Below are 12,872 nucleotides of genomic sequence, written 5' to 3'. Positions count from 1 at the left end.
TTATATATTGAATCTAATTCTCCGGGTTATCGCTACCTGTTACAAGCTTTTCAACGGTAGGTGCGCCGGCGTATAATACAGTTCCGCTTTTGCTCAGGCGGTAGCCTTTGCCCGGGGTAAGCTGCCAGCGGTTGTTTACATAAGGCTTATCTTTGCCCTCACGCTTCAGCATTATTGATTTAGAGCCATCCGGCAGGAAAAGTTCGGCCCTGTCACCTTCATCTTCAAACAATACAAAAGCGCTGTACATGCTGCCGTCTTCTTCAAGCTCATCAATAGAATTTAGCCTATAGCCAACATCATAAACACGCACACACTCGCGCTTAAGGTCGCTCCACCTATACCCGGCTGATGTTACACAGCCTTGTGCATCTTTATCATTGCCAACAGCTACAACGGTATCGGTCCTTACCTCCCCGTTACTGTCATCCCTGTCTTTCAGGATATAATCGCATGATACAAAGCCTACAGCCAATACTGCCAGCAGGTATAGCTTCTTCATAGATGGATTTTTTAAGGAGCCTAAAGTTACAAAATATTTATTATCGTACAGTTTCGGCATACAGGTTTGTCTGTATTGTTTCATAACTTATTTTGCCTTTATCATCAACAAAATAGCGTATCAGTACATCTCCCCAGGCTGTGCCGTTGCTGTAGTCTGCAATAATCCATCGGTTATTAAGCACCTGTACATTGCTTATTAGCCATGGTTTATCATTTATGGGCTCGTAACCTACAAGTTTGTTGCCTGTCTTTACAGCATTACCCTCTTTCACCCCATCAATTATCTTGGTTGAAAGGCTGTCGATATTATATTCATAAAAATAATCCATCGCATTGTCGTTGCCTTTCAGTGAAAACAGACCTGCTTCCCCGGCATTTTGGGCTACGGCGGCCAGGCTGTCCTGGGCTTTCTTTACAGATAGCTGCATTTTTGCAATACGCGCGTCTTCAGCCTTTTGCTTGTTTGTAAAGTACATATATGTAAATACGTTTAGCAGCAGCGAAAATATGAAAAGGTACAGGTATAGGTTCTTTTTCATCTTATATGGTTATTTCTAAATTATCGTAGGCCAAATATACATTTTCCGGCAGTTTATCTGCAACTTCAGCATGAAATCCCATCATATGGCTTATATGGGTAAGATATGCTCTTTCAGGCCTTACTTTATCAATCAGTTCCAGGGCTTCAGCAAGGTTAAAATGGCTTTCATGCGGTTCTATACGCAGCGCGCTCACAACCAGCACCTTTACCCCTTTAAGTTTTTCAACCTCATTATCATCAATAAATTTTACATCGGTCATGTATGCAAAATCTTCAATCCTGTAAGCCAGCACTGGCAATGTACCGTGCCATGCAAGTATTGGTATTACGGTTTTTCCTGCAATACTGAATGGCTTATTGTTTTTCAACCTCGCACACATCAACCGATGGTGCGCCGGGATACTTATCTTCATCATTAAAGATATAGTCAAAACGCTTTTTAAGGCTTTGTAGTACACGCTCAGCCGCATAAACAGGTATATCACCCTGGCGAAAGAAAAAAGGGCGTATATCGTCTAATCCTGCTGTATGGTCACTATGCTCATGGGTGAATAGTATTCCGTCAAGCCTGTCACAGCCAGAGGCAAGCATCTGCTGGCGGAAATCGGGCCCACAGTCAATCACATAACTGCCTCCCTCCCATTGCATCCATACCGACACGCGCAGGCGTTTATCGCGGGGGTCGGCACTAAGGCAAACAGGGTGATTGCTCCCGATTACCGGGATACCCTGGGATGTTCCCGTTCCTAAAAACCATACTTTAAACACAGCCGCTTTTTTTACAAAAATAGAATAATTATGTTTCACCAAACGGCCTGTTTTGTTAACTTTGCATATAACCACATTGCTGCTATGAAATTAAAAGACACTGATATTACCCTCAAAGGCGACAGAATAATTGAGCACATACCGTCTATTAAAGATAAAGCGCTGCGAATAAATCTGAATGAGAATATCTACGGCACCTTTGCCGAGATTGGCGCCGGGCAGGAAACTGTTAGGCATTTCTTCAGGGCGGGCGGCTCAAGCGGAACCATCGCCAAGGCAATGTCGGCTTACGATAAAGATTTCAGCGATGCTATTTATGGTGTGGAGGAAGACGGCCGCTATGTTACTGAAAGCAGGCTGAAAAAGATGCTGTCGCACGAAGTGAGGCTTATAGAAAGCAGACTGAAGCGCGACAAGCACCCGCACAAAGTTTTCTTTAGTTATGCCAATACGGTTGCTACTATAGATTTTGCAAAACAATTTAAAGGCCACGGTTGGGTAGGCATAAAATACCAGGTAGAACCTGATGAAGACTATAATGAAATAACGCTTCACATCCGCTTCCGTGAGAATGATGCGAAACTGCAGCAGGAAACACTGGGTATACTTGGCGTAAATCTTATTTATGGTGCATTCTATAAATACAACGACCCAAAAAAGCTACTGCGCTACTTATATGACAATCTCGACAAAGACCAGCTTGAGATAGATACCATTAACTTTTCCGGGCCGCGATTTGCCGATGTTGATAACCGCCTCATGAGCCTTCAGCTTGTAAAGAACGGCATGACCGATGCGGTGATGTTTGACCCAAGCGGGCATAATGTATTGCCGGCTGCCGTGCTTTATAAAAAGAATATACTTGCCCTGCGTGGGAGCTTTAGGCCTGTAACAAAAGTGAACATGGATATGTATGAGAAATCACTTGCCATGTTTCTTGAAGAAAACCGGGTTGATAAGGATAAGACTCTTGTAGTTTTTGAAATTACCCTTTCAAATCTTCGCTCTGAAGGTGAAATTGATGAGCGTGATTTTATGGACAGAGCTGAACTGCTTTGTTCTCTTGGCCAAACGGTTATGATATCCAACTTCCAGGAATACTACAAGGTGGTTGAATACTTTTCAAGCTACACAAAGGCGCGTATGGGCCTAGCTATGGGCGTAAGCAATCTTATTGATATTTTTGACGAGAAGTACTACCGACACCTGAGCGGAGGCATACTTGAAGCTTTTGGTAAGCTGTTTTACCGCGACCTTAAGGTTTACCTTTACCCAATGAAAGATGAAGACGGCAGTGTAATAGATTCTGAAAACCTGAAGGTGCACCCGCGTATGAAAGAATTGTATAAGTTCTTTAAATTCAACGGAAAGGTTATCGACCTTACAGATATTGACGCAGACAACCTGGACATCTTCTCGCGCGAAGTGCTGAAAATGATTAGCAAAGGCAAATCAGGGTGGGAAGAAATGCTCCCTGCAGGTATTGCCGAAGTTATCAAGCAAAACCATCTTTTCGGGTATGACCCGAAGAAATTGCTGGCTGAGCAGGAGTAGTTCATCATGTCTGCCTTTGAAGCTATCATAAAGCGAGGAATTAGCGATTCTATTCCCCGCAAGCTAATCATTAACCGTGAAGAGATTTCCTTTGAGAATAAGAATAGGATTAATGAAACCTTCACTACTTTTTTTAAAGAAGAGATAAGCGAGTATCGTTTTGGTATCAGTTGGATGCAATACCACATTACGTTTGGGCGTGAGTACATAATAGAGATTAAAAATTTTAAAGGTGAAATCCTTAAAATAAATTTTAAATCGTATTTCGGAAGAAACGTAAAAAGCCTACATCAAAATTATCTTGATATCCTTGAAAACCTATGGGAATATCATTTTTCAGAAATGGTTTCCAGCTACCTGAATCTTTTTTCTGCAGGGATTGAATTCTCCATTGGAAATGTAGTTTTTACATATGTCGGAATCATAATAAAAATTGATCGTACGGTATGGCAAAAGGAAATATTCATCCCTTGGGAATGTGTGAGAACGAATAGTTATGCAACATATTTCGCTATATATTCAAAAGAGAATCCGAGCGATATAAACAGTATACATAATTATTTTGAAGATTGGAATACTGATGTGTTGTTTAGTGTGATACGAACAATTTTGCGAAATAAAAATATTGAGTCATACAACTAATACAGGTTATGAAAAACTTTTACATCTATGTGTTCTTTGGAATTTTAATAGCATTCTCATCATGCAGCACCACAAAATCCTCATACTCGGGCACTATTTCTAAAACACAAGGACAAAACATTCTTAATCCCCAAGGAAAGCCTATAATGCTAAAAGGTACAAACCTTGGCAACTGGCTAGTACCTGAAGGTTATATGTTTAAGATGGGTAAGGTAAGTTCACCGCGTAAGATTGATGAGTTGCTCCACGAGATGGTCGGTCCGGACAGCCTGGCCTTATTCTGGCATAAATACCTTGACTCTTATATTACTCATGATGACATAAAGTACCTGAAGCGCATAGGCTGTAACCATCTTCGCCTGCCTTTTCATTACAAGCTTTTTACCAATGATTTGTATATGGGTAAGCGCAATGCCGGCTTTGAGTATTTTGACCGTGTTATTGAATGGTGCCGGCAGGAAAACCTGTATGTGTTGCTCGATATGCATTGTGCACCCGGCGGGCAGACAGGCGATAATATTGACGACAGCTATGGCTACCCCTGGCTCTACTTCAGCCAATCAGCACAAGATGAAATGAGCGCCATCTGGATGAAGATTGCTGGTAAATACAAAGATGATCCTATTATTCTGGGTTACGACATCATTAATGAGCCGTTAGCGCACTATTTTAAAGAACAAATACCTGATTACAACCACAGGCTGCACTTGCTTTACAAACGCATGGTAAAGGATATACGGTCGGTAGACAAAAAGCATACACTATACCTGAACGGTTCAATATGGGCAGGGGATTTTGGCGTGTTTGAAGAAATTCTTGATGACAATATAGTATATGAATTCCATAAATACTGGTTTGATATCAATCAGGGTGCGGTACAGGATTATATAAATTTCCGCGACAAGCACAATGTACCTATATATATTGGTGAGACTGGTGAAAACACAGACGAATGGGTGCGTGATTTCAGGATTTTGTTAGAGAAAAATAATATTCATTGGGCTTATTGGCCATATAAAAAGATGGACAATACCAAGGGCATCATGAATTTTGCCCAGCCTACCGACTGGCCGCTGATTACTAAATATGCCGAAAGCGACCGTAGTTCGTTTGAGAACATCCGCAAGAATATGCCGGACAGGGTAAAAGTTCAGAATGCTTTAAACCAGTTTATTGAAAACTCCCGCTATCAAAATAATTTCCAGAATAAAGGGTATATTGAGGTATTGGGGCTGAAGATAGCCCCTTAATCTCCAAAAGGAGATTTTAGCTGACTTATCCTAAAGAAAAGTAATAAAAAAAACGCCCGGCAATCACCGGGCGTTTTTTATCTATCATCTTTATCTAAAGATTACTTCACTTCTTCAAAGTCAACATCTTGTACGTTGTCGCCTTGTGGCTCAGCATTACCTTCAGGTTGTGCCTGTTGTGCACCGCCTTGCTGGCCTTCAGCCTGGGCTTTGTATATTTCTTCAGATGCTGCTTTCCAAGCTTCGTTTATCTTGTCAAGCGCCGGCTGTATAGTCGCTACATCTTTAGTTTCATAAGCTTTCTTAAGCTCATCAAGCGCGGTTTGTATCGGCTGCTTGTTGGCATCGCTTAGCTTATCGCCAAACTCATTCAATTGCTTTTCGGTTTGGAAAATCATAGAGTCAGCCTCATTAAGCTTTTCCACTCTTTCTTTTGCAGCTTTGTCAGCATCAGCATTGGCCTCAGCTTCTTTACGCATCCTTTCGATTTCTTCCTGGGTAAGCCCTGAAGAAGCTTCGATACGAATGTCGTGTGATTTGCCTGTACCTTTATCTGTAGCTGATACTTTGATGATACCGTTGGCATCAATATCAAACGTTACCTCAATTTGTGGCACACCCCTCTGTGCAGGCGGAATTCCGTCAAGGTGGAAACGTCCTATTGTTTTGTTGTCGGTAGCCATTGGCCTTTCTCCCTGAAGCACGTGTATCTCAACTGACGGCTGGTTATCTGCAGCTGTAGAGAACACTTGTGATTTTTTTGTTGGGATAGTTGTGTTAGCCTCGATAAGCTTTGTCATAACACCACCCATAGTTTCAATACCTAGTGATAGCGGAGTTACGTCAAGCAGCAGTACATCTTTAACGTCGCCTGTAAGTACACCACCTTGTATAGCAGCGCCTATCGCCACAACTTCATCAGGATTAACACCTTTTGAAGGTTTTTTGCCGAAGAATTTCTCAACCTCTTCCTGAATCCTTGGGATACGTGTAGAACCACCTACAAGGATAACCTCATCGATGTCTGATTTTGAAAGGCCCGCATCTTTAAGCGCTTTTTCGCATGGCAGCATAGAACGTTTTACAAGTTCATCAGCCAATTGCTCAAACTTAGCCCTTGTAAGTGTTTTTACCAAGTGCTTAGGGCCTGAAGCTGTAGCTGTTACATATGGAAGGTTAACTTCAGTTTGTGTTGACGATGAAAGCTCAATTTTAGCTTTTTCAGCAGCTTCTTTCAAGCGTTGCAGCGCCATAGGGTCTTTCCTAAGGTCAACACCTTCTTCACTGTTAAACTCATTCGCAAGCCAGTCAATGATCACCTGGTCAAAGTCGTCACCCCCAAGGTGGGTATCACCATTTGTAGAAAGTACTTCAAAAACGCCATCACCCAATTCAAGGATAGAGATATCAAATGTACCGCCACCAAGGTCATACACTGCAATTTTCTGGTCTTTACCGGCTTTGTCAAGGCCATAAGCCAATGCAGCCGCAGTAGGCTCGTTGATTATCCTCCTTACTTTTAGGCCTGCAATCTCACCGGCTTCTTTTGTAGCCTGGCGCTGAGCATCGTTAAAATAAGCGGGCACAGTAATAACGGCTTCGCTTACAGTTGTGCCCAGATAGTCTTCAGCTGTTTTCTTCATTTTCTGAAGTGTCATGGCAGACAATTCCTGCGGTGTGTAAAGCCTTCCGTTGATATCTACACGCGGCGTGTCATTATCACCTTTTACAACACTGTAAGGTACATTGCTTGCTTCTTTGCTGCTTTCAGAGTACTTGTTACCCATAAAACGCTTTATCGATGCAATAGTTTTAGTCGGGTTGGTCACTGCCTGCCTTTTGGCCGGGTCACCAACTTTTATTTCCCCGCCTTCAACAAAAGCAATTACTGACGGGGTTGTTCTTTTTCCTTCAGCATTAGGTATTACAACTGGCTCATTACCTTCCATAACGGCTACACATGAGTTGGTGGTACCTAAGTCAATTCCGATTATTTTACTCATTTTTTAAAATTTATGTTTGTAAGTTTTGTTCTTAATCTTCGGCATGTATAAGACAATCTTTATGCCATATAAAAATATGACATCATATTATGACAAACTGACACTTATGCAGAAAATACATTATTATTCAATAATCAAATTAATATGTGAAAAAATATAATAATAATTCAATATTTACTTTCATTATCACAAATAGTCATTAAATTTTTCATATTTTAGTAAATGTTTAGACCTTTACCATGCCTATCGAAAACAAATACGGAAAATTCATATTATTTTCAGGTTTAATAATTTTTACCTGGTGCATCTGGGTAATAATACACAGCCATCTGCTAAAAACTCAAGTTCTCTTACCTGAAGATTTTGGCCACTTGCCAATGGCTGTAGATGCCGCAGTCTGTTTTATTTTAAGTGCTGTCACTTTACTTATGCTATTCAGGCGTGTGCAGTCGCCATTAACCACTCGTGTTATAAAGATCTTATCATTAGCAATCATTACTTGCGGTGCATTATCTGTATTACAGGATATATTACTTGAATATCAAATCAATATTCCTCTAATTAATAACCTTATCCTTGAGATGTCACCTCAAACAGCTGCATGTTTCATAGTTTTGGGGACTGCATTTTACAATGCCCATAATCGTAAGCGTAAAGTATTTACGCAAAGCCTTCTGCATATTATTACACTCTTTGCATTTATTGTGTTCTTAGGACATATTTACCAGGTTCCGGGTTTTTATAACCTTACATATTTCCCTGCCATGGCAATTTATTCCGCTATAGGCTTTTTATTGCTTTCGGTTGGTGCATCTTTTATTAACCCAACCATAGGGATTACCGGTATTTTTACAGGAGACCAGATTGGCCATCTTATGGCAAGAAAACTTTTTTCCTGATACTTTTCGCCACATTGGTAGCGGGCTACATCAGGCTTTTAGCGCATAAACATCATTTTTTTGAAGTAGAATTTGGCACTGCCCTGCTTATTGTAGTGTTTTGTATTATAAGTCTCGTATCTGTATGGCTTACCACCGCTACCTTAAATAAATACGAAGCAAAAAACAGGGCTGCCCAGGAAAATATAGAGATAATACTTGACTCTGCGCCTTACAGCATTATCAAAACAAACGGAAAAGGTAAAATAATGCTTGTAAATAAACAGGCTGAAAGAATGTTTGGCTACAGCCGTGAAATATTGGTGGGTGAACAGCTTTCCATTTTAATACCTCAAAGGTTTCACGAGATTTACCACACACGGCAGAAACTTGTGCAGGAAAGTAAAGAAATAATGACTTTCGGGAGAGATGAAGAGTTATATTCACATAACAAAAACGGTACAGAATTTCCTGTTGAAGTTATCGTATGCCCGCTTACAATACAAGATGAGCCTGCAACACTCGTTACACTAATAGATGTAAGCCACAGGAAACAAAATGAAAAAATAATTAAAGACCAGCTGCTTGAGCTTCAGTCTAAAAACCAGGAACTTGAACATTTCAATTACATATCGTCACACGACATGCAGGAACCGTTGAGAACAGTGCTTAACTACATTGACATGATTGAGGAAGATTACCCTGAAATCAATCCTGAAGTGCAGATGCATCTCGCATCGGTGAAAAGCACGGTTAAACGTATGAGCAGGATTGTGAAATCCCTGCTTGATTTTGGCAGGCTCGGGCGCAATAAAAAAATGACGCTTACCAATGTAGGGCGGCTTATTGAAAATGTAAAAGAAGACCTTCAAAACATGATTCAGGAGGCTGATGCAATCATCACAGTTCACGGCAAAATGCCGGAAGCCTATACTTATGAAACCGAACTCAGCCAGCTGTTCCAGAACCTGATAAGCAATGCTATTAAATTCCGTAAACCAGATATTTCCCCTGAAATAGAAATCAGCTGTAAAAAATTAAAAGGCTTTTACCAATTCACGGTTTCTGATAACGGCATTGGCATAGATCCTAAATATTTTGACAGGATTTTTAATATTTTCCAGCGGCTTAACCGTGAGGAAGATTATGAAGGCCACGGAATTGGCCTTGCAAACTGCAAAAAAATTGCTGAAATGCACGGTGGCAAGATATGGGTGGAGTCTGAACCGGGGAAAGGAACAGCATTTATATTTACAATATTAAATTTCACTACACAATGAAGCAGCTTAACTGTATAATGCTTATTGATGATAATAAGATTGACAATTTTTTCCATGAGCGGGTAATTCGAAAGAATAATGCTGCCAAAGAAGTTATTGCCATGGAATCAGGACAGGCAGCAATTGACCACATAAAAGCAGGAAACAAACTTCTTCAGCCGGAACTTATTTTTCTTGATATCAACATGCCGGGTATGGATGGCTGGGAGTTCATAGAGCATTATAAACTGCTTGACAATAGCCTGCAGAATGCCATGATTGTTGTAATGCTTACAACATCTGACAATCCTGATGATATTGTACGTGCCAGGACTCATGGCTTGCTTTCAGATTTTAAGACAAAGCCCCTTACAAAAGAAATGCTTGAAGACGTAATTAATACTTATTGTAGCGAAAGCGATTGTGACTGCTAACAAACAAAAACGTTATAATTTGACATACAATAAGGGCAAAATATCCCCAGCCTGTTTTAGCAAAAGGAACAAGGCTAAACCACCTGAATACCTGCAATATCTCAGTTTTTATCCCGATAAGTAATGCAACCATAACAGCTATGGCAAGAGACCGTATTATGGCGGTTTTCCCGAAAAACCAAGCTACCAATTGCAACACCAGCCCAGAAATAATAACAATTGTGATAACTTGCATAAGCTTTTCAATACTTGGATGTACCGTGTACGGATTAAAAAGAAAGCCGAAGCCATTTTCGCTTACCACAACCGAAGAATCCGGCCTGCCGAAAGCTTCTTCATAAATTTCGCTATAACGGAATGGAGCAAAGAGCAATAACCAGCTTAAAACCGGAAGGTAACAGGAAATATATAATACAACCTTCTTCATATCAATCGACTAGAAACAGCGCATTACCAAACAATATGTTTCCATTTTCCCAGAAACCCCTGAAAAGCGGATTATCAACCATATAAATTACTTGTCCCCTACCCTTTTGCTCAACAGCAAAAGTCACAGTGTTTTCAAGCTTTTTCCTAAGGCTGCGGCCAATAAAGCCGAAATTTTTATAACCTTTCGGCACATATGCCACATTCCAGGCTCCTTTAATTAATTGATAATGCTGCTCACTGGTCTTAAGGCTGAAATAGCGGTTGCCTAAGCCATAACTTAAAGGATGTGAAGCGTCAAGCACGTTCTCAACAATTGCGCCCGGCACAGCGCCGCTTATAGCCCTGCGTTCAGCATTCTGGTAATCCAGAAAGCGCGCTTTCATCGCCTCATCCTCAGCTTCTTTAGCTTCGGCAGCCTTATCGTCATCACTGGCAAATTTAGCCAGGCTATACCCTTCCCTGCTGTCAAAAATATCCAATGCCGAGCCTATCGCTATAACTCTGCCACCATTTTCAATAAAGCTGTCAATGGTTTTTTTCTGGCTATCACTCAGGCTATACCAGCCATTGGCAAGCACCAGTGTATTATATTCATTAAATTTTATCCTTCCGAAATTAGCAACATCTACAATGCTTACCGGGTATTCGGCTACTTCATCCATGAAAAACCATACCTGTCCGAAATCTGTCGCACTTACATCACTGCCCGAAAGCAACAGTACTTTAGGAGCAGTTAGCAATGGATAAAATTCCCCGCCGAGGTCACCTCCGTTTATCGAGTAACCACTTTCGATAACCTCATAATCAGGCTTATCCATCAGCAATACTTCCATAGACGCTTCAAAATTTGCCATCGAAGCGTTATCACCTTTCATCACAATGAGGTCACCCGGCTTAACCTTAATACCCCTGAATGCAGCAGCCTTTCGTGCAGAACGTACTTTCACTCCATTTTTATGCAGTTGTGCGAGCAATTTCAAGGCATCACGCCCACCCCAAGGTATGTAGAAAGCATAGGCTCTTTCAAATTCAAGCTTACCTTTTTGCGAAATTTCTTTTTTCGTTTTAGCGCTTAAATCTTTTGCAAGTGCGTAGCTTTCAGTACCGTAGGCATGAGGTAATGCCCACGCTGTAATGTCATAAGAAAGGCTGTCAGTTAGGTGTTGAGCAGGCTCAAACAGTACTTGCGCAAGTATCGCTTTTGGCTGGTTTGCCCTGATAATAAGGTCATTTGGCTCTAGCGTAAAATCTTTCACAGCATCACTTTGATAGTGGTAGCCGTTTAGTTTTTTTGTCTCATCGGCATAAGAAAATTCAATTTTGTTTGTATTCAGCAGATCAGCCAGTTGTGCTGACTTAGCGCTATTTTTAACGATGTAGGTTCTGTACTTTCCTTTCGGGTTTTCGCGGCTGTCTTTAAAATAGTTTCGGAAGTTTTTCACCAGCTTGTCTTTTTGCCAAGAAGCCGTCTCCACCGCCGCCAAAACTGCCGTTGCGTGGTGCGTGATGCGGTCCCGAAGCGTCAGGATACTGCCATTTTTCATGGTTACAGCTCGCCCGGCGCCAATTCCGCCCTGCTCGTAAGTCATACCAACCGCCCCGTTGAAACTCGGGTAGGTATCGCCATAGCTTGGGTAGAAAAGGTCAAAACGCTCTCGTGTATAGTAATTCCAGCCTTTAGTGTCAAACTTCTTTGATGTGGCCTCGCCTATTTTATTGTGGAAATCCCGCTGTGCCGGCGTGATAAAATCGTGGAAAGGCTCAGCCGCCGGTGGGAAAAAATACGGCTCGTTGTAACCCATTTCGTGTACATCAACATGAACCATCGGCATCCAGCTGTTATACAGGCGTATACGCTGCTGCGTCTCAATCTGCGTTTGCCATGCCCAGTCACGGTTCAGGTCATAGGCGTAGTGGTTTTGGCGCCCGCCCGGCCAGGGTTCCATATGTTCCCGGTCGGTGAGTCCGGGGTGTGTTTCTTTACCGGTAACATCGCGCAGCCAATTGCCGTAACGTGAGTATCCATCAGGGTTTAGGCATGGGTCGAGTATCACGATAGTATTCTCCAGCCACTTTTTTGTTTCAGTATTTTCGGGGTTCAAAAGCTCATAAGCTACGGTCATGGCACTTTCGGCTGCCGCAGGTTCATTGCCATGTACGTTGAAACTGAGCCAAACAATAGCTTTATCTGTCGCTGAACCGCTGCCACCCATACCTATCGAAGCAAGGTGCCCGTTGCGTATAACATCAAGATTAGCAAGGTTTTGTGGCGTTGATATAACATAAGCATTAAGGTTTCGCCCCTGATTCGTCTGTCCATAAGGCTGATGTTTAATATATTGGGAGTTTTGCGTCAAGTGCGAAAAGTAGCTTTCAAGCTCATGATAATAGCTTACCTGTTTTCCATAGCCCGGTAAAAATTGCGACGGACTTTTCAGCTGTGCATTAAGTATAGCAGTAAAAAATATAATTGTAAGAAAAATCTTTTTCATTGGTAAAGTTTGTCGGAAACCAAATGTATGAAAATATGGTGTACGCTGTGCATTAGTGGGGTGCAGTAATTAACACATCTTTAACAGTGGGGTTTTTCTTCCTGCCATATTTATCTTT

11 protein-coding genes and 1 pseudogene are annotated in these 12,872 nt (G+C 41.5%); 6 read left to right on the top strand and 6 right to left on the bottom strand.

Going from position 1 to position 12,872, the window contains the following annotated elements:
• Positions 1-13 precede the first annotated feature (13 nt).
• From LRS05_RS09855 to LRS05_RS09845, 3 genes and pseudogenes are all read right to left on the bottom strand, one after another.
• On the bottom strand, positions 14-502 hold the full coding sequence (locus tag LRS05_RS09855; RefSeq protein ID WP_257868174.1) for a hypothetical protein: 489 nt from the start codon (positions 500-502) through the stop codon (positions 14-16).
• A gap of 40 nt (positions 503-542) precedes the next feature.
• Positions 543-1,043 (bottom strand): hypothetical protein, encoded by a 501-nt coding sequence (locus LRS05_RS09850; protein WP_257868173.1) that lies wholly within the window; start codon positions 1,041-1,043, stop codon positions 543-545.
• A gap of 1 nt (position 1,044) precedes the next feature.
• Positions 1,045-1,813, bottom strand: a pseudogene (locus LRS05_RS09845) (MBL fold metallo-hydrolase).
• 84 nt (positions 1,814-1,897) lie between these two features.
• On the opposite strand from LRS05_RS09845, the gene LRS05_RS09840 reads away from it, so the two are divergent.
• Genes LRS05_RS09840 through LRS05_RS09830 form a run of 3 tightly spaced genes read left to right on the top strand, consistent with a single transcriptional unit; the run spans position 1,898 to position 5,259 of the window.
• Positions 1,898-3,367 (top strand): TonB-dependent receptor, encoded by a 1,470-nt coding sequence (locus LRS05_RS09840; protein WP_257868172.1) that lies wholly within the window; start codon positions 1,898-1,900, stop codon positions 3,365-3,367.
• A 6-nt stretch (positions 3,368-3,373) separates the two neighbouring features.
• Positions 3,374-4,009 (top strand): hypothetical protein, encoded by a 636-nt coding sequence (locus LRS05_RS09835; RefSeq protein ID WP_257868171.1) that lies wholly within the window; start codon positions 3,374-3,376, stop codon positions 4,007-4,009.
• Between the two features lie 8 nt (positions 4,010-4,017).
• Positions 4,018-5,259, top strand: a complete 1,242-nt coding sequence (locus tag LRS05_RS09830; RefSeq protein WP_257868170.1) for a glycoside hydrolase family 5 protein — start codon at positions 4,018-4,020, stop codon at positions 5,257-5,259.
• A gap of 101 nt (positions 5,260-5,360) precedes the next feature.
• On the opposite strand, the gene dnaK is transcribed toward LRS05_RS09830, so the two are convergent.
• Positions 5,361-7,262 (bottom strand): molecular chaperone DnaK, encoded by a 1,902-nt coding sequence (gene dnaK / locus LRS05_RS09825; protein WP_257868169.1) that lies wholly within the window; start codon positions 7,260-7,262, stop codon positions 5,361-5,363.
• 581 nt (positions 7,263-7,843) lie between these two features.
• Here dnaK and LRS05_RS09820 point away from each other — a divergent pair.
• The 3 genes from LRS05_RS09820 to LRS05_RS09810 are packed head-to-tail and all read left to right on the top strand — an operon-like array spanning position 7,844 to position 9,833.
• Positions 7,844-8,161, top strand: coding sequence for a hypothetical protein (locus LRS05_RS09820; protein WP_257868168.1), 318 nt, complete (start codon positions 7,844-7,846; stop codon positions 8,159-8,161).
• Between the two features lie 14 nt (positions 8,162-8,175).
• A complete protein-coding gene (locus LRS05_RS09815) occupies positions 8,176-9,420 on the top strand; it encodes an ATP-binding protein (protein ID WP_257868167.1) in 1,245 nt (414 codons plus the stop codon).
• On the top strand, positions 9,417-9,833 hold the full coding sequence (locus LRS05_RS09810) for a response regulator (RefSeq protein ID WP_257868166.1): 417 nt from the start codon (positions 9,417-9,419) through the stop codon (positions 9,831-9,833). The genes LRS05_RS09815 and LRS05_RS09810 overlap by 4 nt, the downstream gene beginning before the upstream one ends.
• Here the strand turns inward: LRS05_RS09810 and LRS05_RS09805 are convergent.
• Entirely contained in the window at positions 9,796-10,260 is a 465-nt protein-coding gene (locus LRS05_RS09805; protein ID WP_257868165.1) for a hypothetical protein, read from the bottom strand. The genes LRS05_RS09810 and LRS05_RS09805 overlap by 38 nt on opposite strands.
• Before the next feature lies 1 nt (position 10,261).
• A complete protein-coding gene (locus LRS05_RS09800) occupies positions 10,262-12,754 on the bottom strand; it encodes a M14 family zinc carboxypeptidase (RefSeq protein ID WP_257868164.1) in 2,493 nt (830 codons plus the stop codon).
• Positions 12,755-12,872: the final 118 nt, after the last annotated feature.

Source organism: Flavobacterium sp. J372, assembly GCF_024699965.1.
Classification (GTDB): domain Bacteria; phylum Bacteroidota; class Bacteroidia; order Flavobacteriales; family Flavobacteriaceae; genus Flavobacterium.
This window is presented reverse-complemented; position numbering and strand designations above follow the sequence as displayed.

Excerpts from the sequence above, each read along its gene's own strand:
- LRS05_RS09840 (WP_257868172.1), top strand. The coding sequence starts at position 1,898 with ATGAAATTAAAAGACACTGATATTACCCTCAAAGGCGACAGAATAATT.
- LRS05_RS09850 (WP_257868173.1), bottom strand. The coding sequence starts at position 1,043 with ATGAAAAAGAACCTATACCTGTACCTTTTCATATTTTCGCTGCTGCTA.
- LRS05_RS09855 (WP_257868174.1), bottom strand. The coding sequence starts at position 502 with ATGAAGAAGCTATACCTGCTGGCAGTATTGGCTGTAGGCTTTGTATCA.
- dnaK (WP_257868169.1), bottom strand. The coding sequence starts at position 7,262 with ATGAGTAAAATAATCGGAATTGACTTAGGTACCACCAACTCATGTGTA.
- LRS05_RS09835 (WP_257868171.1), top strand. The coding sequence starts at position 3,374 with ATGTCTGCCTTTGAAGCTATCATAAAGCGAGGAATTAGCGATTCTATT.
- LRS05_RS09810 (WP_257868166.1), top strand. The coding sequence starts at position 9,417 with ATGAAGCAGCTTAACTGTATAATGCTTATTGATGATAATAAGATTGAC.
- LRS05_RS09820 (WP_257868168.1), top strand. The coding sequence starts at position 7,844 with ATGTCACCTCAAACAGCTGCATGTTTCATAGTTTTGGGGACTGCATTT.
- LRS05_RS09805 (WP_257868165.1), bottom strand. The coding sequence starts at position 10,260 with ATGAAGAAGGTTGTATTATATATTTCCTGTTACCTTCCGGTTTTAAGC.
- LRS05_RS09800 (WP_257868164.1), bottom strand. The coding sequence starts at position 12,754 with ATGAAAAAGATTTTTCTTACAATTATATTTTTTACTGCTATACTTAAT.
- LRS05_RS09830 (WP_257868170.1), top strand. The coding sequence starts at position 4,018 with ATGAAAAACTTTTACATCTATGTGTTCTTTGGAATTTTAATAGCATTC.